This is a genomic window from Pseudoalteromonas sp. CNC9-20, from assembly GCF_022347875.1.
GTDB classification, from domain to species: domain Bacteria; phylum Pseudomonadota; class Gammaproteobacteria; order Enterobacterales; family Alteromonadaceae; genus Pseudoalteromonas; species Pseudoalteromonas ruthenica.
On record NZ_JAKRFS010000006.1, the window covers coordinates 93,503 to 118,814 of the forward strand.

The 25,312-nt window shown below is 47.6% G+C and carries 23 protein-coding genes; 6 read left to right on the plus strand and 17 right to left on the minus strand.

The features are described 5' to 3' along the window. Window positions 1–26 precede the first annotated feature (26 nt). The 10 genes from dnaX to pspA form a co-directional block, all read right to left on the minus strand. A complete protein-coding gene (dnaX, locus tag MHM89_RS15000) occupies window positions 27–2,408 on the minus strand; it encodes a DNA polymerase III subunit gamma/tau (protein ID WP_239409135.1) in 2,382 nt (793 codons plus the stop codon). Between the two features lie 2 nt (window positions 2,409–2,410). Beyond that, window positions 2,411–2,956, minus strand: a complete 546-nt coding sequence (gene apt, locus MHM89_RS15005; protein ID WP_045978110.1) for an adenine phosphoribosyltransferase — start codon at window positions 2,954–2,956, stop codon at window positions 2,411–2,413. 117 nt (window positions 2,957–3,073) lie between these two features. Next, on the minus strand, window positions 3,074–3,418 hold the full coding sequence (locus tag MHM89_RS15010) for a 4a-hydroxytetrahydrobiopterin dehydratase (protein WP_022944020.1): 345 nt from the start codon (window positions 3,416–3,418) through the stop codon (window positions 3,074–3,076). Between the two features lie 10 nt (window positions 3,419–3,428). Then, complete coding sequence (phhA, locus tag MHM89_RS15015; RefSeq protein ID WP_239409136.1) at window positions 3,429–4,226, minus strand: phenylalanine 4-monooxygenase; 798 nt, start codon at window positions 4,224–4,226, stop codon at window positions 3,429–3,431. 245 nt (window positions 4,227–4,471) lie between these two features. Beyond that, window positions 4,472–5,656 carry a methionine gamma-lyase gene (megL, locus tag MHM89_RS15020; protein WP_239409137.1) on the minus strand — a complete coding sequence of 395 codons (1,185 nt, stop codon included), beginning with the start codon at window positions 5,654–5,656 and terminating at the stop codon, window positions 4,472–4,474. Window positions 5,657–5,758: 102 nt separating this feature from the next. After that, window positions 5,759–6,820, minus strand: a complete 1,062-nt coding sequence (locus tag MHM89_RS15025) for a TIGR01620 family protein (RefSeq protein WP_239385273.1) — start codon at window positions 6,818–6,820, stop codon at window positions 5,759–5,761. After that, window positions 6,817–8,208: a YcjX family protein gene (locus MHM89_RS15030; protein ID WP_239409138.1), complete on the minus strand. Its 1,392-nt coding sequence runs from the start codon at window positions 8,206–8,208 to the stop codon at window positions 6,817–6,819. The genes MHM89_RS15025 and MHM89_RS15030 overlap by 4 nt, the downstream gene beginning before the upstream one ends. Before the next feature lie 85 nt (window positions 8,209–8,293). Beyond that, a complete protein-coding gene (pspC, locus tag MHM89_RS15035; protein WP_022944394.1) occupies window positions 8,294–8,692 on the minus strand; it encodes an envelope stress response membrane protein PspC in 399 nt (132 codons plus the stop codon). Continuing rightward, a complete protein-coding gene (pspB, locus tag MHM89_RS15040) occupies window positions 8,689–8,922 on the minus strand; it encodes an envelope stress response membrane protein PspB (RefSeq protein WP_022944393.1) in 234 nt (77 codons plus the stop codon). Before pspB ends, pspC begins: the two co-directional genes overlap by 4 nt. 76 nt (window positions 8,923–8,998) lie before the next feature. Continuing rightward, the gene (gene pspA, locus MHM89_RS15045; protein WP_022944392.1) at window positions 8,999–9,670 is read right to left on the minus strand and encodes a phage shock protein PspA; all 672 of its coding nucleotides are present in this window, start codon (window positions 9,668–9,670) and stop codon (window positions 8,999–9,001) included. A 188-nt stretch (window positions 9,671–9,858) separates the two neighbouring features. Between pspA and pspF the strand changes: the two genes are divergently transcribed. The 6 genes from pspF to MHM89_RS15075 are packed head-to-tail and all read left to right on the plus strand — an operon-like array spanning window position 9,859 to window position 16,222. Further along, complete coding sequence (gene pspF, locus MHM89_RS15050) at window positions 9,859–10,947, plus strand: phage shock protein operon transcriptional activator (protein WP_022944391.1); 1,089 nt, start codon at window positions 9,859–9,861, stop codon at window positions 10,945–10,947. Between the two features lie 30 nt (window positions 10,948–10,977). Continuing rightward, window positions 10,978–12,555: an ABC transporter substrate-binding protein gene (locus tag MHM89_RS15055; RefSeq protein WP_239409253.1), complete on the plus strand. Its 1,578-nt coding sequence runs from the start codon at window positions 10,978–10,980 to the stop codon at window positions 12,553–12,555. Beyond that, on the plus strand, window positions 12,552–13,586 hold the full coding sequence (locus tag MHM89_RS15060; protein WP_239409139.1) for an ABC transporter permease: 1,035 nt from the start codon (window positions 12,552–12,554) through the stop codon (window positions 13,584–13,586). The genes MHM89_RS15055 and MHM89_RS15060 overlap by 4 nt, the downstream gene beginning before the upstream one ends. Continuing rightward, complete coding sequence (locus tag MHM89_RS15065) at window positions 13,573–14,466, plus strand: ABC transporter permease subunit (RefSeq protein ID WP_022944388.1); 894 nt, start codon at window positions 13,573–13,575, stop codon at window positions 14,464–14,466. The genes MHM89_RS15060 and MHM89_RS15065 overlap by 14 nt, the downstream gene beginning before the upstream one ends. After that, the gene (locus MHM89_RS15070; RefSeq protein ID WP_022944387.1) at window positions 14,466–15,461 is read left to right on the plus strand and encodes an oligopeptide/dipeptide ABC transporter ATP-binding protein; all 996 of its coding nucleotides are present in this window, start codon (window positions 14,466–14,468) and stop codon (window positions 15,459–15,461) included. Before MHM89_RS15065 ends, MHM89_RS15070 begins: the two co-directional genes overlap by 1 nt. Further along, a complete protein-coding gene (locus MHM89_RS15075; protein ID WP_022944386.1) occupies window positions 15,461–16,222 on the plus strand; it encodes an ATP-binding cassette domain-containing protein in 762 nt (253 codons plus the stop codon). Before MHM89_RS15070 ends, MHM89_RS15075 begins: the two co-directional genes overlap by 1 nt. 6 nt (window positions 16,223–16,228) lie before the next feature. Here MHM89_RS15075 and MHM89_RS15080 read toward each other — a convergent pair whose 3' ends face one another. The 7 genes from MHM89_RS15080 to tig form a co-directional block, all read right to left on the minus strand. Then, window positions 16,229–16,405: a hypothetical protein gene (locus MHM89_RS15080; RefSeq protein WP_235419673.1), complete on the minus strand. Its 177-nt coding sequence runs from the start codon at window positions 16,403–16,405 to the stop codon at window positions 16,229–16,231. A 142-nt stretch (window positions 16,406–16,547) separates the two neighbouring features. Beyond that, window positions 16,548–18,449, minus strand: a complete 1,902-nt coding sequence (gene ppiD / locus MHM89_RS15085; protein ID WP_239409140.1) for a peptidylprolyl isomerase — start codon at window positions 18,447–18,449, stop codon at window positions 16,548–16,550. 163 nt (window positions 18,450–18,612) lie between these two features. After that, window positions 18,613–18,885, minus strand: a complete 273-nt coding sequence (gene hupB / locus MHM89_RS15090; protein ID WP_022944383.1) for a nucleoid-associated protein HU-beta — start codon at window positions 18,883–18,885, stop codon at window positions 18,613–18,615. 227 nt (window positions 18,886–19,112) lie between these two features. Then, window positions 19,113–21,473 carry an endopeptidase La gene (gene lon / locus MHM89_RS15095; RefSeq protein ID WP_239409141.1) on the minus strand — a complete coding sequence of 787 codons (2,361 nt, stop codon included), beginning with the start codon at window positions 21,471–21,473 and terminating at the stop codon, window positions 19,113–19,115. A gap of 128 nt (window positions 21,474–21,601) precedes the next feature. Beyond that, window positions 21,602–22,885: an ATP-dependent protease ATP-binding subunit ClpX gene (gene clpX, locus MHM89_RS15100; protein ID WP_022944381.1), complete on the minus strand. Its 1,284-nt coding sequence runs from the start codon at window positions 22,883–22,885 to the stop codon at window positions 21,602–21,604. Window positions 22,886–23,000: 115 nt separating this feature from the next. Beyond that, on the minus strand, window positions 23,001–23,618 hold the full coding sequence (clpP, locus tag MHM89_RS15105) for an ATP-dependent Clp endopeptidase proteolytic subunit ClpP (protein WP_239409142.1): 618 nt from the start codon (window positions 23,616–23,618) through the stop codon (window positions 23,001–23,003). A gap of 104 nt (window positions 23,619–23,722) precedes the next feature. Beyond that, on the minus strand, window positions 23,723–25,027 hold the full coding sequence (gene tig / locus MHM89_RS15110; RefSeq protein ID WP_022944379.1) for a trigger factor: 1,305 nt from the start codon (window positions 25,025–25,027) through the stop codon (window positions 23,723–23,725). Window positions 25,028–25,312: the final 285 nt, after the last annotated feature.

Here is a 25,312-nt window from a genome sequence, read left to right on the forward strand (position 1 = left end):
GCAAAGATAAGGCCAACAGCCGTAAATTACAATGCTTGAACCGAGTTTTCGTCCAAGATTGCTGAAAATTGCGTCATCAGCTGCTGCACGTGTTCATCTGCTTTCACTGCAGCAACCGCCTGTTGATAGCGCTGGCCATCAATACTTTGCTGAATTAAAAACGGCGTTTGTTGCAATTCATCGACAAATTCAATCTGCACGTTCAATGGTTCTTTAAAGTGCTCAGCTAACCCTTGTTGTAAGCGCTCACGTAACGCACTGCTGTCTAGATGACGCTGGCTTTGCTCTACATGCAACGTCAGCTCTGTGCCTTGTTTTTGATAACGACTATGCAAAGCAAACTGCCTAATACGCCCACCGAGACCCATAGACTCAATAATATGTGCCCAGTCATCCTGTTGGTGCGCAAATTTGACATCACTTACACTGCTTTCAAAGCCTTCAGGTGCGGCGATAGCGACTTGCTCTTGCTGCGACTCTTTGCGCGGTGAAGCCGGCGCTTCTAGTTGCTCCACCAGCTCAGGGGCCAATTTTTGCGGATCAGGCTGGTGTTTATCCATTAACCGCTGGGCTGGCGATTGTTGCCGCTGCACTTTGGTTTTTTCGGGTGGAACGGCATTAGCCGTTTCTTGGCTCGCAGTGCTTACGGCGGTGGCCCGTTTAGTTCGGGCCTCGGCCTTTTTTGCATTATCATCCTCTTGCACAGGCCTGCTCGCTGTTCCCAATTTGCGGTTTTTTAAGATACGCGCAATGGCAGACTGCGCCTCATCTTGCAATTGGTCTAACTGCTGCGCTGGTGAAGCGGGGGCGGAGCCTTGCTCAGCACCTGCATTGGCGGCTACTTCTGAGCCCTGCTCGCTGGTCATTGCTGTTTGTGCATTCTCTGCGTGGGGTTGATAACCTTGTTCATGCGCCTGCTGCATCACTTGTTCAAACTGCTGCGCGGCCATCGCTTCATGATGCTGATCATCTTGAGAGTCAGCTTCATATTGGGCATTTGCTGCGCTTGTCCCCTGGTTATCGCCATCATTTGCAACGGATTGCGCTGGCGCAGGTTCGGTGCCCGTGGCGGGTTCTGCGCGTTGCGGTTCAGAGGCAGAAGTACTTTGCTGCGCCGCCGCGCGTGGCTCCTGAGGCTGAGGCTGAGGCTGAGGCTGAGGCTGAGGCTGAGGCTGAGGCTGAGGCTGAGGCTGAGGCTGAGGCTGAGCAGTATTTTCTAACCCAGCCTTGTTACGCGCTAGCATTGCCCGCAGGTTCGCCGTTTTTTCTTCATTATCACCACGAGGCGGCGTCTGTTGAGCCGTCGATGTGGTCGAAGTGCCATACTGTGGTTCAAAAGCGAGCAGGCGTAGCATTAACATCTCAAAGCCCACTTGCGCAGAGCTGGCCCATTGTAGGTCCCGCTTACCCGCTAACAACAATTGATAAATCAAGTGGATATGTTGCGTATCAGCAGTGTTTGCTACCTCAGTAATATAATCACTGTCACGGTCGTTTAGTAGCACTGCACTGGGCACTAGCTGAGTCAATTGCACACTGTGTGTAAGATTCAAAAGGTCATCAAGTACGGCAATATAATTCGGGTTGTGTTGTGCTAAATTGCGAATTTGCTGGATCAGCTCATCGCCATCGCCGAGCAATACCGCACTGAGCAATTGCTGGGCATAGCGCACATCCATCAGCCCGAGCATGTCTTTAATCGGCCCCTCGTGCAACTGCCCATTGGTTTGCGCAATGGCCTGATCGGTTAAACTCAGTGCATCTCGCATACTGCCATCGGCAGCCTTAGCCAACACCGCTAAGGCAGGCTGTTCAAAATCGAGTTGCTCTTGGCTGAGCACATGCGCTAACTGAGTACTGATCTGGTGCACCGACAGCGCACTTAAATTGAACTGTAAACAACGAGATAAAATGGTTACAGGCAATTTTTGCGGATCGGTAGTCGCTAGCAGAAACTTAACGTGCTCAGGTGGCTCTTCCAATGTTTTTAACAGCGCATTAAAGCTGTGCTTGGAAAGCATGTGCACTTCATCAATGAGGTAAACCTTGAACTGCCCGCGAGTCGGCGCATACTGCACGTTATCTAGAATCTCTCGGGTGTCTTCAACCTTGGTCCGTGATGCCGCATCGATCTCAATAAGGTCAATGTATTTACCGGCTTCAATATCTAGACAAGTACTACACTGACCACATGGCTGTGCCGAGATACCCTGCTCACAGTTCAGGCTTTTGGCAAAAATACGGGCTATAGTGGTCTTGCCCACACCGCGAGTGCCGGTGAACAAGTAAGCGTGGTGCAAACGCTGCTCGTTTAAGGCATTAACCAATGCTTGTTTGACATGGTCTTGACCCACGAGTTGATGAAAGGTTTGCGGTCGCCACTTACGGGCAAGAACCTGATAGCTCATGTTTAATCGCCTTCAAATTCAACTAATTTGAACACATCGATACCTTGTTCACGCACTCGCTGTTCACCACCTAGAGCGGGCAGAGAAACCACAAATGCTGCGTCGCTGGCGTGGCCGCCTAATTTGGCCACCAGCTTGGCGGTCGCTTCTATGGTGCCGCCCGTAGCGAGTAAGTCGTCAACGAGCAGTACTTTGTCGCCGGGTTCGATGGCATCTTTGTGCAATTCAAGAATATCTTCACCATATTCTAACTGGTAGCTTTGTGCAATGACCTCGCGCGGCAGCTTGCCCGGCTTACGCACAGGAATAAAAGGAATGCCTAGGACATAAGCCAAAGGGGCGCCAAAGATAAAGCCCCGAGACTCTGTGCCAATGATTTTGGTAAAGCCTTGGTCTTTATACTTGCTCACCATGCTATCAATGGTCAGTTTTAAGGCCTTTGGATCGGCCAGCAAGGTGGTCACATCGCGAAATTGGATGCCTGGCTTAGGGTAATCCGGCACTGTGGCAATAGATTGCTTGATGTATTGAAGATCAGCAGCACTCATAGTTATTTCATTTTTTGTTCTGACAAGCGCTGCATTATAGCAAGTTGTGCTCAACAATGAAGCCGCCAATAAAAAAGGCCACCTTGTGTGGTGACCTTTTAAGCAAAGCTCAATTGCTTAAAGCGATGCGAACACTTTGTCGGTTTTAGCCGCGCAGATAAAGTCGTTCTTATGCAAGCCTTTAATTGAGTGAGACCACCAAGTCACTGTTACTTTACCCCACTCGGTTAAAAGACCTGGGTGATGCCCTTCTTCTTCTGCCATATCACCTACCGCATTGGTGAAGGCTAACGCTTGTTTAAAGTTTTTAAACTTAAAAACGCGCTCTAATTGCATGATACCGTCACGAACTTCAGGCACCCAGTCTGGGATATCTTTAATTAACTCGGCCAACTCTTCATCTGATACTTTGGGCGCATCGGCACGACACGCTTCACATTTTTGTGCGCTTAATTCAGACATTGCTAATTCCTTAACTTGCTTTTTTCTCTTTAGGGGGAAACTTAGGTTCAAACAAACCAAGCTCTTTGGCCTTGGCTACCATCGACATTAAATCCATTTGCGAGATTTCAAATAAATCATGGATAGAGTTAATGGTGTAGTACACGGGCTGCATGATATCAATGCGATAAGGGGTACGCAGCACATCCAACACATTTATTGGGTTGATTTCGGGCTCATCGGTGTACACGTAATTGGTCTCGCCCGGACTTGATAAAATACCACCGCCATAAATACGAAGACCGTCTTTAGTTTGCATCAAACCAAACTCAACGGTAAACCAGTATAAACGCGCTAAGTAGACACGGTCTTTTTTGTCTGCTGCATAGCCTAGCTGACCGTACTTGTGGGTAAATTCAGCGAAGTCCGGGTTAGTGAGCATAGCGCAATGGCCAAAGATCTCGTGGAAAATATCCGGCTCTTGTAAGTAATCGAATTCCTCGCGAGTGCGGATAAAGGTGGCGACAGGAAATTGTTTGTTCGCTAATAAACGAAAAAACTCATCAAAATCAATCAACGCAGGGACAGGCGCTACCTGCCAACCCGTTTCGCGCTCGAGTACTTCATTGAGCTCGCTAAGCTGCGGAATACGATCGGTGGGCAAGTTAATTTTTTTCAGGCCTTCGATATACTCATCGCAAGCGCGCCCGTCAATGCACGCCAACTGGCGCTCGACCAACTCGGCCCAGGTTTGGTTTTCTTCATCGCTCCAATGAATAACGCCATTCTCATCCGGCGTTCGAGAAACGTATTTACTTGATTTAGCCATAACTACCTTACCTTGTCCCATTTGCTTTTGTTTGCACTGCAAACGCACGACGCAAATGACTCTGTGTGTGTTAACCAGATACTAAGGAAAAGTACATCTGTTTGTAATACTTGGTGCTGTTATACGTTCTGCGCAAACCGCCTAAAACGTAAACTTAAAGATACACTTGGAAACCTTAAAGATTACACCCTTGCTTTTAGTGAGCTACAAAGCAAAAGGGTGTAAAATATTTATTACTAAATTTATTAAAGCTTTGCTAACCCTTGGCTTAGATCTGCAATAATCTCATTAACATCTTCTAAACCTATAGAAATGCGGACCAAGCCATCGCTAATTCCTGCGGCACGACGCTGTTCCGGTTCATAAGTGGAGTGAGTCATTGAAGCCGGGTGCTGAATAAGGGTTTCCGTATCACCTAAACTGACCGCCAATGTGCACAACTGCAAGCTATTAATAAACTGCTCTGTTTGTGCTAAAGACGCTTTAAGTTCAAAAGCAATCACGCCGCCGGCATCTTGCATTTGCGAGCCCATAAGCCGATGTCCTGGATCGTTCTTGAGCCCTGGGAAATAAACGCGTTCAACACTTTGATGCTGATTTAGAAATTCCGCCACCTGATGAGCACTTTGACAATGGGCCTGCATACGCACCGCTAAGGTTTTCATACCTCGTAATATTAACCAGGCATCAAATGGGCTCATGGTGGCACCAATATCTTTGAGTACCGTCGATTTAATACACTGAATATGCTCATTACTGCCACACACCAGACCTGCGACGACATCACCATGACCATTGAGGTACTTCGTCGCGCTGTGCACGATCAAATCTGCACCAAAGTGCGCGGGTTTTTGCAAAATTGGCGTCAAAAAGGTGTTATCAACAACGCTGATCAACTGGTGACTTTTTGCTACATCGCACAACTGCTGTAAGTCGTAAACATCAATGTTTGGATTGGCAGGTGTCTCTACAAATAACATTTTAGTATTCGGGCGCAGCGCTTGCTTAACAGCCTGTATATCGTTGCAATCAACAAAAGTGACTTCGACGCCAAAGCGAGTAAGTAAGTGGCTAAACAGTGCATAAGTGCAGCCATAGACTGTTGTTGATGCTATCAGGTGATCGCCTGCGCTGAGAAAGCTCATGACTGCTGCTGAAACCGCACCCATACCAGTGGCGCAGGCCGCCGCATCTTCGGTCTGTTCAAGCGCTGCCAGCTTCTGCTCTAGCTCGCGCACTGTGGGGTTGCCGAGACGAGAATAAATATACCCGCCCTCTTCGCCGGCAAAGCGGGCTGCACCTTGCGCTGCGTCGTCAAACACAAAGGTTGAGGTTTGGTATAAAGGGGCCGCTAAAGCGCGATGGGGATCGCGACGCTCACCCTGGGGATGGATACATTGCGTTTTGTCTGAAGGTTGAATATTTTTCATAATGCCACCGTTTTTCTTTCTAACATAGTGGCAGTTCTGGCTATAAAACAAGCAAGCTAGCCGCTTGGATGGCTAGCTTGCTGTATCATCTCGGTGTTTTCGTCAATCTTTGTTGACGTTCTCGGTCGTCTGCTCGTTTTCACGCTTATCTAAACGCGTCAATCGGGCAGCTAAGCGTTTTGCTGTCGCTCGCAATAAAGATGGCTTGGCTTCCAGCTTCGGTAATGGTCGACACAGCTCCATCGCCTTATAGCCAATGCGTGCAGTCAACACCCCGGCGCTGAGGCCTTGGGCAGCACGAGTCGATAATACACTCAACAACTTGGTGCCAAACGCCGTGGCGGCGAGATCGGCAAGCAACTCGGTCGAACCGACAAAGAGCATTTGCTTAACCAAACTGCGGTAAAGCCGAACGCGACTCATGTAGCCCAGTGCCAAGCCATAATTATCCGCAAGGGTATCGACCAGTTTCAGTCCGCGCCATAACACCGCAAGCATATCCACTACCGCTAATGGGCTGACACTGACTAGCACCGCTGATTCAACGGCGTAGCGATTAATAATCTGCTTAGCCTGTTCATCTTGGCGCACCAGCAAGGTGTCGCGATACAACTCCATCACTTCGCGGTCACTTAGGTGCTCGGCAATTTGCCCTTTAAATTGTGCAAAGTCCGCATGGTTTTGAATACGGTTAACGCTCTCCAGCCAAGGTAGCGCTTGGCCGATTTGTTCACTCGCCAACAACCGTTGAGCTTGTTGTTGATGATGACGATTAACTTTGAGGCGCTTCAAATTGACCAGCTCACGCCATAGCAATCGGCCAATTAGCAACACCGCCAGCCCGATAACACTGCTATATAACGCGCCAAGCCATACAGAGGCTTGAAAGCTCGCAACAATACTCAGCACGGTTTCAACGATAATGAGGGTTAACAACAGCCAAGCAAACAGCCTTTTCAATAGCGAGCGTTTACCACGCTGGCGCCCCAATTCCTCATCCAGTGTTGATTCCAGCTCGCTTCCCTGCGCCAAGTCGAAATCATCCTCCTCTTGCGGCGCGTCATTACGAGCGACCACTTTAGCGGGCTCCAACTGAGATGCAGATTGCTGCTGCGATTGACCCTCAAAACGCCGCGCTCCGGCTAAATTAACTGGCTCACTCATGTCAGCTTATCCCCCAATAAAAATTCCAGCGCATGATCCATACGCATATGTCGCAAGCGTCCGTCGCTGTGCGGCCAAGGGGCAAAATCGATATAGTCAAATCCCTGCTGTGGCCATTGCTGTGCAGTCAAACGGTGTCGCGGTGGCTGCGGTGGCAAATAGGTGAGCCACTGCGACTCATGCAGCGGTTTACCATAGACGCAATGCAAACTTTGCCCTTTTTCCACCACTTGCTTGCCCTGTGTTGCACACACAGCGGCCATCGCCATGGTGTCCACTTCAACTCCAGAAAAGGTCAAGCTATTGGCTTTTTCTTTAACAATATCGTGCAACAGCAGCGCCAAGTCTTGATGGTAATTAGCTCCAACTTGGTCTGCTTTATTGGCGATAAACAGCAGTTTATCAATGTTGGGACTGAACAGTCGGCGCAGCACATTGCTCTTGCCGTAATCAAAAAAAGACAGCAACTCGGTGATTGCCTCGGCTTGCTCATCGAATATGTCCGGACCCAGCTTTAGCGCTCGCAATAAGTCCACAAGCACCACTTGACGGTCAAAATGGCAAAAGTAGTCTTTATAAAAAGGCTTAACGACTTGTGCTTTATAGGCTTCAAAGCGTGCCTCAAGCTGCTGATATTGAGTATGCTGCCCACCCTGCTGTGGCGCATGGCAAGGGAAAAAAGACAAAAGCGGCGCACCCTCTAACTCCCCGGGGATCAACATCCGCCCCGGTTGCAAGTTAGCGGCGTGGGCATGAGCCTTAATATTCACTAAGGCTTGCTTGTACAACTCACTGAGCTCTTTTAAGCGTACTTCATCGACCTCTGCATTGGCGTCAAACTCATGCAGTGCAGTCATAAAGTTCTGTGCATGCTCTGATCTCGCGGCCTTGTTTAGCATCGTTAACTGACGTTCACACCAAGTGGGATAATCCATGTTCAACATGGGTAAATCCATTAGCCACTCACCTGGGTAATCAATAAGATCAATGGTTAGTGTGGCGCTATCACCAAATTGTGTCCGTAACCCCTGCTTGGGACGGTAGCGCATGGCGAGGCGTAAAGTATTAATACGTTGCGTTGACTCTGGCCAGGCCGGCGGTTGCTGATTCAACGCCGCCATCGCTTGACGATACGCAAAAGTCGGGATATTCAGCGCTTTTTGTGGCACCGGTTGTGTGGCTATGTGGCGCCCCTCACGAACAACACGAAAAAAAGGCATGTTTTGTTCGCTCGCTTGCTCTGATAGCTGGTGCACTAAAGCTGTGATAAAGGCTGTTTTTCCACTGCCTGACAATCCTGTAACCGCCAGGGTGATATGGCTATCTAAGGTACGCTTTAAAGTCTTTTTGGCTCTGTCTTTGAGCTTATCAAGGCGTGAGTACGACAAATTAACTCCTTGTTTAAATACCCTTGCATACAAACGCAGGCAACCAGCTAATCATGACTAGCTGGTTGCAATGCGCCTGAGGGCTTTATAGCTTATTAATTTCTCTGTCTACCGTGAAGGTCGGCGAAGTTACATGAGTCTCCATATGCTGAATACGGTTGTCTAACTCACCTAAATACTCCTTCAATTCTTTAAGGGCCTTACGCGGAGGCTCACCCTTTTGCCACACTTTGGCTTTCACCTCACCGACATGGGCGCTCTTACTACTGGGCGCTGTTTGCTCTGCGGCTGGCTTTTTCTCTAATATAAGCCAAGCAGCAATGTAGGCAACGATAAATAAGGGTCCCCCGGCCAACAACACGGCGGAGATGAAAATAATGCGTACCAACCACAACTCAAAATTAAAGTAGTCGCTGACCCCTGCACATACGCCGCCTAGCTTGCCGCGTTCGGGGTTGCGATATAATTCGCGTTTGCCACTCATACCTTACTCCTCCACTGCGGGGACTCCTGGTCGAGCAAGGTCTCTAAGGTATTGATGCGCTCTGCCATTTTCTCTGCTTTATTAGCCAGCTCAACCAGTTGACGGTGCTCGTGTTCACTTAACCCTTGGCTTACCTGTTTTTTACTGCGGTAATGTAATATCAGCCACAACGGCGCCACAAAAATCAAAAATATGACAATCGGTGGTAATAACATATCAAAATCAAACATAATCCTCTCCTGCCTTGTTGTTATGGTGCGCCATCGTGTGGCTAGGGCCGCGTACGACCCTTCACCTTATACATTATTATTCTGCTTTATCGGTTTTGCCCATTTTTGCTTTCAAGGCTGAGAGTTCATCGTCAATTTTCTCGTCCTTTTCTAGCTGCTCGATTTCATCAGACAGCGACTTCTGGCCTAACTCATAGGATTCTACCTGAGCCTCGAGGCCATCAATCTTTGTCTCGTAACGCTCGAACTTATCCAGTGCATCTTGCACCTTGTCACCATCAAGTGTCTTTTTCACATCTAGACGCGATTGCACTGAACGCTGACGAAGAACAATGGCTTTTTGGCGCGCTTTAGCGTCGCTGAGCTTCTCTTGCAAGGTGCTGATCTCTTGTTGCAACTTGTTGATGTGCTCGTCTACATGTTCAAGCTCACGCTCAAGTGACTCTTTCGCTTCGGTACACTTGCTCTTTTCTAGTAGTGCAGCGCGTGCTAAATCGTCGCGGTCTTTAGATAAGGCTAGCTCAGCCTTCTCTTGCCACTGCTCGGTTTGCTTGTTCAATGTTTCTAACCGGCGGCTGAGCTCTTTTTTCTCTGCGAGTGTTTTCGCCGATGTCGAGCGCACCTCCACAAGTGTGTCTTCCATCTCTTGGATGATTAGACGCACCATCTTTTCTGGGTCTTCTGCTTTATCTAAAATAGCATTGATATTCGAGTTTACGATATCTGCAAAACGTGAAAAAATTCCCATAATCTTTACCTCGGATGTTGAAGTCTTTGTTGACTACTCTACGTATTATCAAGTTGCTTGCCAACTTTAAAACCACATAAAAAACTTAATTTATTCATTAAGTTACTTTATATTCACCAAATCACTTTCTTATCTTCAAATAATGAAATACACTAAGCTTTAGCAAAAATAACTAAGAGTTAGTGTAAATGAGCCAGTTCCGCAAAAAAGACGATTTACTGGGCCAATCCGATAGCTTTTTAGAGGTGCTCGATCAGGTCTCCCAGTTGGCCCCCCTTGATAAGCCGGTGCTAGTCATTGGTGAGCGCGGTACCGGTAAAGAGCTTATCGCTGCACGGTTACACTATCTATCTGGGCGTTGGGATCAAACCTATGTCAGTCTTAACTGCGCTGCACTCAATGAGAATTTGCTTGAAAGTGAGCTATTCGGTCATGAAAGTGGCGCTTTTACTGGCGCCAGTAAACGTCATGAAGGACGTTTTGAGCGCGCCAACGGCGGCACGTTATTTTTAGACGAACTCGCAAATACCCCCGCAGCGGTCCAAGAAAAACTGCTTCGGGTAATTGAATATGGCGAGTTTGAACGCGTTGGGGGTCGGGCGCCAATAAAAGTTGATACACGACTTATTTGCGCCACCAATGAAGACTTACCCAGCCTTGCCGATGCCGGCGAGTTTCGACACGACTTGCTGGACCGTCTCGCCTTTGACGTAATTACGCTCCCTCCGCTGCGTGAGCGCCAAGAAGATATTTTGCTGCTAGCCGAGCATTTCGCTATTAACATGGCACGTAACCTAGGGTGGGAGTTATTCAGTGGTTTCACTACCCGAGCCAAGGCGGCTCTGCTTGACTATGACTGGCCGGGGAATGTCCGTGAGCTGAAAAATGTGATAGAGCGCAGCTTGTATCGCCATGGTAATGAAAGCCTCGCTGTGCATACGATTAATTTGGACCCCTTTGCCAGCCCCTATCGGCCTAAGGCATTGAGCACTCGCAAACCTGCGATGGCCGTCAATGAGCAGCCACTACTCAGTGACTCAGAGCAGCCTCAAGTGGCACCCGCAGAGCCGGCGAAAAACAACCAACGAATGGACTTCCCGTGCGATTTAAAACAACTCTCCAGCGACTACGAAACAGAACTGTTGCGCCAAGCGCTGGAATTTAGCCAATTTAATCAAAAGAAAACTGCACAATTGCTTGGTTTAACGTATCATCAGCTAAGAGGATATTTGAAAAAATACAACTTACTTGATTCGCAGCAAAAACAAGAGGCTTAGCCTGTGTACACACGGTTGTTAGGCATTGCCATGGTGCTCTTAATGGGGTGCCAAGACGAAGACACGCAGTATGCACCTATGGAAGGCATGGTTTATTGTGCTGAGGCCAACCCTGTCTCTTTTAATCCGCAAGTAACGACCACCGGTTCAACTATCGATCTGATCGCTAAACAGTTGTACAACCGCTTACTACGTATTGATCCCATCACTGGTGAATTTATCCCCGAGTTGGCGACCAGTTGGGAAATTAGCGATGATGGCACGGAAGTGACGTTTAACCTGCGCGAAGATGTAAAATTCCATACCACCCGTTACTTTACACCCAGCCGTAATTTTAACGCCGATGATGTGGTATTCACCTTTAGTCGCTTATTCGACGTATACAACCCCTATCACTTCGTTGGTGAAGCCAGCTACCCATATTTTCAGAGTGTCGGTCTTGATCAGCTTATTCGCAACATTCGCAAAGACTCACCATACCAAGTTACATTTGAGTTGTTTAACCCCGAAAGTAGCTTTTTAGCGAATCTGGCTACAGACTTCGCGGTGATCACCTCGCAAGAGTATGCAATGACCCTGATGGCCAACGAGCAGATGGATTTGTTTGACCAGCTACCTGTGGGCACCGGCCCGTTTGTTTATCGTGAATACCAACGCGATCGACTGATCCGCTACTATTCACACCCCGAGTACTGGGAGCACCAAGTAAACCTCGATCAGTTGGTATTTGATATTACTCCTAATGGCACAACACGCATTGCCAAGCTTTTAACCAAAGAATGCGATGTTACCCCACACCCAAGTGCGACCCAATCAAGCGTTCTGCGCCAACGCGACGATATTCAATTGGAACAACAAGATAACCTTAACGTCGGCTATTGGGCCTTTAATACTGAACGTGTGCCTTTTAATAACCCGCAAGTACGCCGGGCATTAGCCCATGCCATTAATGTCGACAAAATTATGCAGGCGGTGTATTACGGCCAAGGCGTAAAAGCGGCTTCAATGTTACCGCCCATTAGTTGGGCTTATGAGCAGCAATCTAATTTGCCCCAATACGACCCAGAAAAGGCTCGAGAGATGCTCAGTGTCGCTGGCTATGAAAATGGCTTTGATATGACCATCTGGGCCATGCCGGTAAGCCGTATTTATAACCCCAATGCACGCAAAATGGCAGAGCTGATGCAAAGCGATCTGCGTGCGATTGGTGTTAACGTGCGTATTGTCGAGTATGAATGGAATACCTTTTTACAGCGCGTAGGCGAGCATCGCCATGATAGTGTGTTGTTGGGATGGGCCGCTGACACCCCCGACCCAGACAATTTCTTTAGCCCACTACTGAGCTGCGCTGCCACTTACAGCGGTAAGAACCCGGCCAATTGGTGTAATCCCGAATTTGATATGCTCCTGACGCAGGCGTTAGACACCACAGAGCAAGCGCAGCGACAACAGTTTTACCACCAGGCGCAACAGATGATAGCGAAACAGCTGCCCCTATTTCCGCTGGCTCATGGGAAGCGCTCGCAAGCTCGTGACAGCCAAGTAAAAGGGATCAGCCTTAGTCCCTTTGGCGGCATATCCTTAGCCCACGCGAGTAAAAAGCCATGATGTTAGAGTTCGCCTTACGCCGGGTTTCGTTGCTGGTTTTTATGCTTTTTACGCTGAGTGTGTTTACCTTCTCATTGGGCTACCTGTTCCCCGGTGACCCGTTAACGAACTTTAGTGGTATTGAAACTGCAGGCTTTTCGCAAACAGCGCAATTACAGCAGCAATACCATATGGATGATGGCTATGTAACGCAGTATTTTGCGTTTTTAGGACGCATTATGCAGGGCGACTGGGGATTATCTTTTGCTTCTGGCGATGGTGTTTTTGGCCATGTGTTAGATTTAGCTCCTGCGACCTTTGAGCTCGCTATTTATGCGCTGTTTGTGTCCGTGTTGGCGGGGGTTCCGGCGGGAGTCATCGCCGCCCTATCACACGGGCGTTGGGGTGATAAGCTCATTAGTGGTTTTACATTAGTCGGTTACTCTGTGCCTATTTTTTGGTTAGCACTGCTGCTTATTATGGTATTTTGCTTACAACTGGGGCTGTTCCCTATGTCTGGGCGTATCAGTTTGCTTTACGAGATCCCCGCATACAGTAATTTTATTTTGCTAGATATTATGATTGCGGGCTTTCCCTATGGCGGCCTTGCCTTTGCCGATGCGCTGCATCACCTGGCATTGCCAACTCTGGTGCTGGCGACCTACCCAACCACGGTTTTAATCCGCTTTACCCGCGACTCAATGCTCAACGTGCTTGACCAAAACTATATTAAAACGGCCCGGGCGAAGGGGTTGAGCCGCCGCCAACTTATTTTTCACCATGCGCTTCGCAATGCGTTGTTGCCGGTGATAAAACAAATCGGCCTGCAATTTAGTGCGTTGATCACGTTAGCCATGATCACTGAAGTTATTTTTTCATGGCCTGGCATTGGTCGCTGGTTAATAGACAGCATTTACCAACGTGACTTCCCAGCAATTCAAGGTGGCTTATTGGCAATCTCGGTATTCATTATTTTCGCCACCATTATCACTGAGTTGCTCTACACCCTGCTCGACCCGATTTCACGGAATCAAGCGCATGGCAAAGTTTAAATTATTTACCGAACAGTCTAACGTGTCGCCGCTGTCGCGGTTATGGCGCAAGTTTAAATCTAACCATGTGTCTTTGGTTGGTTTATGGCTCTTTATTGCGCTGGCGGTACTTGCTACCACGGCGCCTTTACTGGCGCCTTATGGCATCAACGAGCAACATGCGGATGCGCTATTAATTCCTCCCTCATGGCATGAAGATGGCGATGTACGCTTTATTTTAGGTACCGACGATTTGGGCCGTGATGTGCTTTCACGCCTTATGAATGGTGCGACCTATACCTTCGGCTTATCAATTATTGCAGCACTGATGACCACCTTGGTGGGCGTATTGGTTGGCACCTTCGCCGGTATGAGCCATGGCCTGCGTGCGAGCTTCCTAAATCACCTGTTAGACATCACCTTATCTATCCCTTCGTTACTGCTGGCGATTATCATCATCGCTATACTCGGACCGGGTTTGATGAACACCGTGTGGGCGATTATCTTTGCGCTGTTGCCACAGTTTATCCACTCAGTGCGTAACTTGGTGGTCGAAGAGCTTAATAAAGATTACATCAGCGCATTTCGCCTTGATGGAGCCAGCCGCTGGCAAATCTTAGTGCGGGGCATCTTCCCCAATATTTACGAACGTATTGTGGTTATTTTTACTATGGCGCTGTCATTAGCCATTTTGGACATTGCTGCCTTAGGCTTTTTGAAGCTTGGCGCGCAACCTCCGACAGCTGAGTGGGGAGCTATATTGGCGGAAAACCTAGGCCTAATTTACCTCGCACCATGGACCGTTGCCTTACCGGGGATCCTTTTGTTTTTAGCGGTACTGTCCACCAATCTTGTTGGTGACGGTTTGCGTAATGTACTCAAAGAGCGGCGGGCGGACTGATGCAATTGCTCGATATTCGAAATCTGACCATAGAATTGACGACCTCAGATTCGGTGATTCGTGTGGTAGATAAAGTAAACTTCAGCCTAAAAGAAGGCGAAGTACACGCCTTAATTGGCGAGTCGGGGTCTGGCAAAAGTCTTATTGCCAAGGCATTAGTGGGTGCGTTAAATAAACGCTGGCGGGTTACGGCCGACCGCATGCACTGGCGCGGCGTTGACTTGATGCGGCTCTCTGATGAAAAGCGACGTAAGTTGGTAAGCCAAGACTTAGCGATGATTTATCAGGAGCCGAGTCGTTGCCTCGATCCCACTGCGAAGATCAGTGACCAAATTGAAGAAAGTATTCCGGCGCGCAACTATACCGGTAATTTATGGCAACGACGCAGAGCTAAACGCCAGCGTGTCAGGGCACTGTTGCACAAGGTGGGCATCAAAGAGCACTCCAAGGTCTTGACCAGTTACCCACATGAGTTATCAGAAGGCGTGTGCCAAAAGGTGATGATCGCGATGGCCATCGCCCGCTCCCCTAAGCTACTAATTGCCGACGAACCGACCACAGCATTGGAGAGCACCACACGAGCGCAAGTATTTCGACTACTGAAAAGTTTAAATCAGCTTAAAAATATGTCGATTCTGATGATCTCTCATGAACTCGAAGAATTGACTGACTGGACGCATGGTATGCACGTGCTGTATTGCGGGCAAATGGTGGAGGCCGGACCAACCAAAAAAGTGTTTGCTCAACCTCGCCACCCTTACACTAAAGCGCTGTTACAGAGCTTGCCCGACTATGATGTTGCACTTGGCCATAAGGAGCCGCTGTTCGCTCTCAAAGGCACCATTCCCACCTTGCAGCACTTACCTATAGGGTGTCGACTTGGGCCACGCTGTCCGAACGCACAGAAAGCCTGTGTCGTTACTCCTAAGTTAGACAAAGAGCAAGGTCATAGTTATGCCTGTCACTTCCCTTTACATAAACAGGAGCAAAGCTGATGCAACCCTTATTGAAAGTACAAGGTTTGGGCAAGCAACTGGCTGTGAGGGCGGGCTTACTGAGCCATAAGAAGGTCAGTTTACTCAAAGATATCTCATTTTGTATAGGTCGCGGCGAAACGTTAGCGGTTATTGGCGAGACGGGTGCAGGAAAAAGTACACTCGCAAAGGTGTTGGCCGGCGCCGATGAGGCCAGTAGCGGCCAGATCATTTTAGAAAGTGATTTAGTGCATGATGGGACTAGTCGCCATGGCGACTGTCGGCACATCCGGTTGATTTTCCAAGACCCAACCACGTCACTTAATCCTGCGCTCACTATCGGCGAGATTTTAGATGACTGTTTACGCTTGAATACCGAGCTTAGCAGCGAACAAAGACTGGAAAAAATAAAGCAAACATTAGCGAAGGTAGGGCTGCTTGTTGAGCACCGCTTATACTACCCGCATATGTTCTCTGGCGGGCAATTGCAGCGCGTTGCACTGGCACGCGCACTGATCCTGGACCCTAAAGTCTTAGTATTGGATGAGGCGCTTTCCTCCCTTGACCCCTCAGTGCGTGCACAGACGGTAAACTTACTGCTAGAGTTACAACGGGAGACAGGGCTAAGTTACGTGTTGATCACCCATCATTTGAGTTTGGTAAAACACATGAGTGATCAGGTGTTAGTGCTGGATCACGGGGAAGTGGTGGAGTATGGGAAAACCGGTGAAATTTTCGGTAATCCCCAATCCAAAACCTGCCAGCGTTTACTGACTTGTTAATGGCTATCAGGCGTGTGATTTGCGCTTTTTACTCACTGGGAAAAGGCGCAGCCAAAAAGCCGCTTCAAACATAAAGCCAAGCACCACAAAAGCGAAAAGCCCGGTGCTATTCCCAGCGCTATATGACGCTATCGCTGCAACAATAAGCGCCATAGCAATTAAAAATCGATATACACCTTTCATACTTCCTCACACTCCTTATTGGGGTTAGTTTCACTGTACTACATTGCTAAGTGTAATTCATGTTCCAACGTCAGTTTTATTATTAGGCGCTGCGCAGAAACAAAAAAGGCGCCGAATAGGCGCCTTTTGCATTCATGTTACTTTATTCTGATTGCCCCTGCTGCCGCATGCGAACCACTTCAGCCTGAGCCTCAAGCGCTTCAATAAAGCTTTGATAGTTTTTGTTTGCCATTTGCATGGTGAGGTTTTGCTTCACTTGGGCATTAACTTCAGTTTCACTCGGAGTGTTAACTGACTTCAACGCAACCAGGGCTATGTTGCCATTATTAAGCTCAACCATATCCATGACAGGCTCATCCTGTGGGTGTGCCAGCTTAAATACCTGCTCTACCAGAGCGGGTGCCACACTGAAGCTGCGACGATTAAGGGCGTCCTCGCTTTGCATTTCAACACCTGCTTGCTGAGCAATGGCGTTAAGGCTGGTGCCGCTTTGTAACTGTGCAAACAGCTCTTCACCTTGCTCTTTCGCTTTGGCGGTCGCCTTTTCAGCTATCAGCGTTTGCTTAATTTGTTCGCTCACCTCAGCCAAAGGCTTAGTTGCCGCAGGTTTATGATCAGCGATACGTACCACAATCACGTGCTCATTACCTAAATCCAAAACTTCTGAGTTAACTCTATCTTCCAGTAGCTCTGGCGAGAAGATGGCTGCTTGCACGTTAGCCTCATTCAACGGGGCACTTAGCTGTCCACGGGCTAACCAAGGTGTGGTTTGTACTTGCGCTCCTACCGCAGCAGCAGCGTCTTCTAATGTATCAGCCACCTCAAATGAAAGCTCTGCCAACTCTGTTTGCTGCTCATAGAATAGGTCAGCTTTTTCAACTTTAGCCAGCTCAGTGCGGATGTCTTCTTTCACCTCAGCAAGAGGCTTGGTTTCACCAGGCTGTAGGTCGGTGAGCTTAATAATGTGATAACCGAACTCAGACTCAACAACTTGTGAAAGTTCGCCCACGTTTTGCAAAGCAAACGCTGCTTTTTCAAAATCAGGATCCAGCATATCACGCTCAATCCAATCTAGGTCACCGCCCATTTCCGCGCTGACGATATCGTCTGACTCATTACTAGCCAGCTCGGCGAAATCAGCGCCGTTGTTAAGCTGTGTGAGTAGGTCATTGGCTTTTTGTTCAGCACTGTCCTGATCATCGCCATATTCAACCAAAATATGGGCAACACGGCGCTTTTCAGGCTCTGAATAGTAAGCTTTGTTTTGCTGATAGTAGTCGTTGATTTGCTCATCTGTGATAGGCTCAGCCAATTCTAAATCATCGGCACTTAGCTCAACATAAGACACTTTCACCTGCTCTGGCGAAAGGAACTGCGCTTGATTTAGGTCGTAGTATTCTTGAACCTCTTCGTCGCTCACTTCTACTTGGGCTTTGTAAGCGTTGTTATCGAGCACTAAATAATCAATAGCACGTTGTTGCTGTTGCAGACCCACGGCTTGGCTTAACTCATTACTTAGCGTGAAATCTGTGCCAGCAAGTGCCGAAACAAGTTGTGAACGCGTCATTTCTTCACGCAGGTACTCACGGAAGCCATCTGCTTGATAACCCATTTGGCGGATCACTTGCAGGTAACGGTCATTACTGAACTGACCACCAAACTGGAAAGCTGGGAGTTCTAGAATCGTTTGTTTAACTTGTTCATCGCTAACGCGAAGCCCCATTTCTGCCGCTAACTGTGTTTGTAGTTCTTGCTGTACTAAGCGGTCAGTGACGGATTGACGCACTTGCGCCATATAGCTTGGATCGTTAGCAAGTTGTGCGAAGTATTCGCCAAACTGCTGCTCTAAGCGGGCACGCTCGTTTTCATAGGCACGAGCAAATTCGCGCTGAGTGATCTTAACTCCATTTACCTCAGCCACGGATTGTTCGGTTGATTGGCCTAAATAGCCACCGATCCCTGCTAAAGCAAAAGATAAAATCACCAGCCCTAGAATAATTTTGGCCGCTAAGCCTTGCGAGCCTTCTCTGATTTTTTCTAGCATTTATTTTATCTCTATTTTATTTAACCGCTAAACAACGAACTCAGACTCTATTGTCCCTCAATTTCGAGGCGGTGGGTATAAAAAAAGCGTATCTTAACAGATACGCTTTTTCACTTGAAGCAATCTAGCTCAGTTGCGCTAATTGCTGCTCAAGTTTCGCAAATTAGTTAACTGCGTCTTTAAGCGCTTTACCTGCTTTAAACGAAGGAATGTTTGCAGCAGCAATTTGAATTTCTTCACCAGTTTGCGGGTTACGGCCAGTGCGCGCTGCGCGCTCACGTACAGAAAAAGTACCGAAACCAACTAGGGCAACGGAATCGCCGTCTTTAAGTGCAGTTGATACTGACTCAATGAATGAATCCAACGCACGACCTGCAGCCGCTTTAGAAATGTCAGCATCAGCTGCGATTTGATCGATTAATTGAGACTTATTCACAATATCATCCCCTTACATTGTTATTATCCAGAGCGACTAACCTTGTGCGGTTTTACACAAAACGGCCTCATCACTTTGCTATGTAATTTAGAAAAACAAAGGTCGTTTTTCTAACACCTAGATCTGCTTGAAACCTAGGCCGGACAAGGCCTAGGCTCAAAATCTAGTGCTTAACTTATCACACAGGTGTGATTTGAAAAGCCCTTTGCGGCAATTTTTTGTGATTTTTACTCACTTTTTGCACGATCTGTTGAAAAACGCTCCACAGGCTGCGCCAATGCGTGATCTAACACCTCGTCAATCCACTGAACAGGGTGAATTTCGAGGCCTTCACGAACGTTTTCTGGTATCTCTTTTAGGTCCCGCTCATTCTTTTTGGGAATGACCACTGTTTTAATACCGCCACGGTGTGCCGCTAACAGTTTTTCTTTAAGACCACCGATAGGCAATACTTCACCGCGTAAGGTGATTTCACCGGTCATCGCCACATCGGAGCGCACAGGGTTACCCGTTAAGCTTGAGACTAAAGCAGTCACCATGGCGATGCCCGCGCTGGGGCCGTCTTTTGGTGTGGCGCCTTCAGGCACGTGCACATGAATATCACGCTTTTCGTGGAAGTCATCGTTAATACGCAGTTTTTCAGTGCGATCGCGTACCACGGTCATCGCAGCTTGAATCGACTCTTTCATGACGTCGCCCAATGAACCGGTGTAGCTTAACTTACCTTTACCTGGTACCGCAGACGATTCAATAGTCAGTAGGTCTCCGCCCACTTCGGTCCACGCCAGACCAGTGACCTGACCGATGCGGTCATCACCTTCCACTTTACCGTAATCGTAACGTTGCACACCTAGGTATTCTTCTAGGTTTTCATCATTGATGGTAATGTGTTTAAGACCTTTATCGAGCAAAATATTTTTCACCGCTTTACGACATAACTTGGAAATCTCGCGTTCTAAGTTACGAACCCCGGCTTCACGGGTGTAATAACGGATAATGCCAATAATGGCGCTGTCTTCGATGGTCACTTCTTTTTCTTTCAAGCCATTGCGCTTAATTTGCTTAGGAATTAAGTGCTGCTTGGAGATATTGAGTTTCTCGTCTTCGGTGTAGCCGGATAAACGGATCACTTCCATACGGTCCAACAATGGGCCTGGTATGTTGAAGCTGTTAGAAGTGGCAACAAACATCACATCGGATAGATCATAGTCAACTTCTAGATAGTGATCAGCAAAGGTGCTGTTTTGCTCTGGGTCCAGCACCTCCAGTAAAGCAGATGCAGGATCGCCACGCATATCCGATGACATCTTGTCGATTTCATCTAATAAAAACAGCGGGTTACGAACCCCTACTTTGGTCATATTTTGGATTAACTTACCTGGCATAGAGCCGATGTAAGTGCGGCGGTGACCGCGAATTTCGGCTTCATCACGTACGCCGCCCAGTGCCATACGCACGTACTTGCGACCCGTCGCTCGAGCAATGCTTTGCCCTAGTGACGTTTTGCCCACGCCTGGTGGACCTACAAGGCATAAAATGGGGCCTTTAAGCTTATTGGTACGGTGCTGCACCGCCAAATATTCAATGATGCGGTCTTTTACTTTTTCGAGACCATAGTGGTCGGCATCAAGAATCTTTTGTGCCCCTGCTAGGTCTTTTTTCACTTTTGATTTTTTCTTCCACGGCACATTAACCATGGTATCTATATAAGAGCGCACCACCGTTGCTTCGGCCGACATCGGCGACATCATTTTCAGTTTTTTCAGCTCCGCCATCGCCTTTTCTTCGGCTTCGGGTGGCATCCCCGACTCTGTTATCTTCTTTTGTAAACCTTCAAACTCGTCAGGCACATCATCCAATTCACCTAACTCTTTTTGAATGGCTTTCATTTGCTCGTTGAGATAGTACTCGCGCTGTGACTTTTCCATTTGCTTTTTAACGCGGGCACGAATTTTTTTCTCTACTTGCAGGAGATCTATTTCGCCCTCCATCATTGCCATAAGGTATTCGAGGCGCTCGGTGACGTCACTGATTTCCAGCACTTTCTGTTTTTCGGGCACCTTGATAGGCATATGCGCAGCCATGGTATCGGCTAAGCGTGCGGGCTCATCAATCCCCGACACCGAGGTAAGTACTTCTGGTGGAATTTTTTTGTTGAGCTTAACGTAACCTTCAAATTGGCTTATCGCACTGCGGATGAAAATATCCTGCTCTCGCTCATCAATATCAGTCGAAGGAATATACTCAACTTCGGCTGCGAAGTACTCGTCTTCTTGCGTATAATGGGTAATAGCGGCGCGTTGCGTGCCCTCAACCAGCACCTTGACGGTGCCATCGGGTAGCTTGAGTAGCTGCAGCACACTCGCGACTGTCCCTACGGTATATATTTCATCCGTTTGTGGGTCATCGACAGAAGCGTCTTTTTGTGCCACTAAGAAAATTTGTTTGTCTTTATCCATCGCTGCTTCAAGGCAGCGAATCGACTTTTCCCGACCGACGAACAAAGGGATCACCATGTGGGGATACACCACCACATCCCTTAGCGCCAATACTGGAATGTCTACGCGATCCGTTCTTTCAAGCGTCATGCTAACTCTCTTCGGACTTCTTAAAATTTAAAGATTACCCAAGTATATGGGGATAAAGGGGGGAAAGTTCAAACAAATTTATAAAAAAAGGAGCTTAGTGCTCCTTTTTTAATTAAACTGCTTGTTTTTTACTCTGACGCGGCCTTGTCTTGGCTGCTGTTTTCGTAAATCAAGATAGGGTCTGACTCACCCTTAATCACTGTCTCGTCTATTACCACCTTACATACTCCTTCCATCGAAGGTAGCTCATACATGGTTTCCAACAATACGCCTTCAACAATCGAGCGTAAGCCACGAGCACCGGTTTTACGTTCCATCGCTTTGTGAGCAATCGCACGTAAAGCATCTTCTCGGAATTCAAGCTCAACATCTTCCATTTGGAATAATGAAGAGAATTGCTTAGTCAATGCGTTTTTAGGTTCGTTCAAAATCTGAATCAGTGCATCTTCGTCCAATTCAGTGAGTGTTGCAACCACAGGCAAACGACCAATGAACTCTGGAATAAGACCGTATTTAACTAGATCTTCTGGTTCCACGTCTTTAAACGTTTCACTGATGCTACGCTCACCATCGGCAGACTTAACGTGTGCGCCAAAACCAATACCGGTATTCTTAGCACTGCGTTGCTCGATAACCTTGTCTAATCCGGCGAAAGCACCGCCACAGATAAACAGGATCTTCGAGGTGTCTACCTGTAAGAACTCTTGCTGAGGATGCTTACGACCACCTTGTGGTGGCACCGAGGCAACAGTACCTTCAATCAGTTTAAGCAGCGCCTGTTGCACCCCTTCCCCTGACACATCACGAGTGATGGATGGGTTATCTGATTTACGAGAAATTTTATCAATTTCATCAATGTAAACGATCCCGCGCTGAGCCTTCTCGACGTCGTAATCACACTTTTGCAGTAGTTTCTGAATGATATTCTCGACGTCTTCACCGACGTAACCCGCTTCGGTTAACGTTGTCGCGTCCGCCATGGTGAATGGTACATCCAATAGGCGTGCCATCGTTTCTGCGAGTAAGGTTTTACCACTGCCCGTTGGACCAATCAGCAAAATATTACTTTTACCGAGTTCGATACCTTCGGTGGTACCCGCATTGCGAAGACGTTTGTAGTGGTTGTATACCGCTACTGACAATACCTTTTTCGCGTGCTCTTGGCCGATCACATAGTCATCTAGGTGGCTGCGGATCTCTTTTGGAACGGGCAGCTTATCGGACGCGTTGGTTTTTGGCGCGATATCTTTAATTTCTTCCCTGATGATGTCGTTACACAGCTCGACACATTCATCACAAATATAAACAGATGGACCTGCAATTAGCTTGCGTACTTCGTGCTGCGATTTACCACAAAACGAGCAGTACAGCAGCTTGCTAGTCTTTTCGCCGTCTGTTGGTTTATCGGACATTCAGCTACCTCATTCTTTGCGCTACTATTTTTATTCATAGTAGCAAATGTACTTCTTAACAAATATACCAAACTTTACTTATCAATGCGCAGCTGTTTGGCAAATGCGCTCGCGCTTATTTATCGTTACGGCGATCAAAGACCGAATCGATCAGCCCGTACTCAACAGCAGCATCAGCAGTCATGAAGTTATCACGGTCAGTATCACGAGCGATAATATCGAGCGGCTGGCCGGTGTGCTCAGCTAGCAAGCGGTTTAGTTTGTCTTTGATATATAAAATTTCTTTGGCGTGAATCTCAATATCAGACGCCTGGCCTTGGAACCCACCTAATGGTTGGTGAATCATCACACGTGAGTTAGGCAGACAGTGACGCTTACCTTTGGCACCACCAGATAATAAAAACGCGCCCATGCTTGCGGCTTGACCGACGCACAAGGTGCTTACATCTGGCTTGATAAAGTTCATGGTGTCGTAAATAGACATACCAGCGCTTACAGAGCCGCCTGGTGAATTAATATAAAGATGAATGTCTTTGTCTGGGTTTTCTGATTCAAGGAACAATAGCTGAGCCACAATCAAGTTGGCCATTTGGTCTTCTACTGGGCCAGTTAAGAAAATGATTCGCTCTTTTAGAAGGCGCGAGTAAATATCGAAAGAGCGCTCACCTTTAGCAGTTTGCTCAACTACCATTGGCACTAACGCGTTTAGGGGATCTGTCATACCATTATTCATTATTACTTGATTCCTTAGTGACCGACACAAACTAAAATGGCTCGGTGCTTTGTAAACAAAGCATACGAGCCATTTAAACGTTGCTTTTAGCTTAAGTCAACGACTTATTGAGCTGCCTGCGGGTTCATGATGTCGTCAAACGCAGTTTCAACATCAGTTACTTTCGCGTTGGCTAGTAAAGCATCAATTGCTTGCTCTTCCATCGCTACGTTACGCATTTGCTGCATAAGCTGATCATTTGATTTGTAGTATTCAACTACTTCACTTGGGTCTTCGTATGCAGACGCCATGGTGTTGATAAGCTCTTCTACTTTTGCGTCATCGGCTTCGATTTCGTTCGCTTTGATTACTTCACCAAGCAGTAGGCCGGTTTTAACACGCTTAATTGCTTGCTCTTGGAATAATTCAGCAGGAAGCTCAGGCATGTTGTTGGCATCGCCACCAAAACGCTGTGCAGCTTGCTTGCGAAGCGCGTCGATTTCTTGCTCAACAAGTGCTTTTGGAACGTCCACTTCGTTTTGCTCAAGTAGGCCTTCAATTGCCTGCTCTTTAACCTTAGCTTTAACCGCTTGGTCGAGCTCACGGCTCATGTTTTTCTTCACTTCTTCTTTAAGTGCGTCAACACCGCCTTCGGTAATACCGAACAGCTTAGCAAACTCGTCGTTTAGCTCTGGAAGCTCTTGAACTTCAACTTTCTTCACAGTAATAGTGAACTGCGCCGCTTTACCTTTAAGGTTCTCAGCGTGGTACTCTTCAGGGAAAGTTACGTCAGCAACAACCTCTTCACCGGCTTTCTTGCCAACGATGTTGTCTTCAAAACCTGGGATCATACGACCCTGGCCAAGCTCTAGTGGGAAGTCTTCAGCTTTACCACCTTCAAACTCTTCGCCATCAATAGTGCCAACGAAGTCGATTGTTACACGGTCATTTTCACCGGCTTTGTCATCAGACTCTTTCCAAGAAGCGTGCTGCTTACGAAGTGTCTCTAGCATGTTTTCTAGGTCTTCGTCTTTTACTTCAACAGCTGGCTTTTCTACTGCGATTTTGTCTAAACCTTGAAGCTCAACTTCAGGGTAAACTTCGAAAGTCGCTTCGAATTCTAGGTCTTTACCTGTCTCAAGCGTTTTTGGTGCAAATGAAGGTGCACCCGCTGGGTTAATTTTCTCAGAAACGATCGCTTCAATGTAGTTGCGCTGCATTAATTCGCCAGCAACTTCTTGAAGTACAGCAGTGCCGTAACGCTTTTTAATGATAGAAACTGGTACTTTGCCCGGACGGAAACCGTCGATACGTTGAGTTTTAGACAGTTGTTGTAGGCGTTTTTTTACTTCGGTCTCAACGTTCTCTGAAGGAACAGTGATAGTCAGACGGCGCTCAAGGCCTTGAGTCGTCTCAACAGAAACTTGCATGATTTACCTCAATCTTCAAATGTGGCGACTTTGCGCCTTCCTTACATACATGGCGATCAATTAGTTGCTACACCACATTAAGTGCACATTATGCACCTCGGCGATAGCCAGCGATCCCTATGCTTGCACTGCCCTATGGGCACTTACGTTAAACAATAGACGCGGCATTATAACCTAATATTTATAAGAGTCGAGAGCGAGCACCAATAAATTGGGCGTATGGCGCATTGCTGATTACTTTTACAGCAATAAATTGAGGGGATTTGCTAACAATGAATTCTAAGC

Coding starts and splice junctions, on each gene's coding strand:
- dnaX (WP_239409135.1), bottom strand. CDS start 2,408: ATGAGCTATCAGGTTCTTGCCCGTAAGTGGCGACCGCAAACCTTTCAT.
- apt (WP_045978110.1), bottom strand. CDS start 2,956: ATGAGTGCTGCTGATCTTCAATACATCAAGCAATCTATTGCCACAGTG.
- MHM89_RS15010 (WP_022944020.1), bottom strand. CDS start 3,418: ATGTCTGAATTAAGCGCACAAAAATGTGAAGCGTGTCGTGCCGATGCG.
- phhA (WP_239409136.1), bottom strand. CDS start 4,226: ATGGCTAAATCAAGTAAATACGTTTCTCGAACGCCGGATGAGAATGGC.
- megL (WP_239409137.1), bottom strand. CDS start 5,656: ATGAAAAATATTCAACCTTCAGACAAAACGCAATGTATCCATCCCCAG.
- MHM89_RS15025 (WP_239385273.1), bottom strand. CDS start 6,820: ATGAGTGAGCCAGTTAATTTAGCCGGAGCGCGGCGTTTTGAGGGTCAA.
- pspC (WP_022944394.1), bottom strand. CDS start 8,692: ATGAGTGGCAAACGCGAATTATATCGCAACCCCGAACGCGGCAAGCTA.
- pspB (WP_022944393.1), bottom strand. CDS start 8,922: ATGTTTGATTTTGATATGTTATTACCACCGATTGTCATATTTTTGATT.
- pspA (WP_022944392.1), bottom strand. CDS start 9,670: ATGGGAATTTTTTCACGTTTTGCAGATATCGTAAACTCGAATATCAAT.
- pspF (WP_022944391.1), top strand. CDS start 9,859: ATGAGCCAGTTCCGCAAAAAAGACGATTTACTGGGCCAATCCGATAGC.
- MHM89_RS15055 (WP_239409253.1), top strand. CDS start 10,978: ATGGTGCTCTTAATGGGGTGCCAAGACGAAGACACGCAGTATGCACCT.
- MHM89_RS15060 (WP_239409139.1), top strand. CDS start 12,552: ATGATGTTAGAGTTCGCCTTACGCCGGGTTTCGTTGCTGGTTTTTATG.
- MHM89_RS15065 (WP_022944388.1), top strand. CDS start 13,573: ATGGCAAAGTTTAAATTATTTACCGAACAGTCTAACGTGTCGCCGCTG.
- MHM89_RS15070 (WP_022944387.1), top strand. CDS start 14,466: ATGCAATTGCTCGATATTCGAAATCTGACCATAGAATTGACGACCTCA.
- MHM89_RS15075 (WP_022944386.1), top strand. CDS start 15,461: ATGCAACCCTTATTGAAAGTACAAGGTTTGGGCAAGCAACTGGCTGTG.
- MHM89_RS15080 (WP_235419673.1), bottom strand. CDS start 16,405: ATGAAAGGTGTATATCGATTTTTAATTGCTATGGCGCTTATTGTTGCA.
- ppiD (WP_239409140.1), bottom strand. CDS start 18,449: ATGCTAGAAAAAATCAGAGAAGGCTCGCAAGGCTTAGCGGCCAAAATT.
- lon (WP_239409141.1), bottom strand. CDS start 21,473: ATGACGCTTGAAAGAACGGATCGCGTAGACATTCCAGTATTGGCGCTA.
- clpX (WP_022944381.1), bottom strand. CDS start 22,885: ATGTCCGATAAACCAACAGACGGCGAAAAGACTAGCAAGCTGCTGTAC.
- clpP (WP_239409142.1), bottom strand. CDS start 23,618: ATGAATAATGGTATGACAGATCCCCTAAACGCGTTAGTGCCAATGGTA.
- tig (WP_022944379.1), bottom strand. CDS start 25,027: ATGCAAGTTTCTGTTGAGACGACTCAAGGCCTTGAGCGCCGTCTGACT.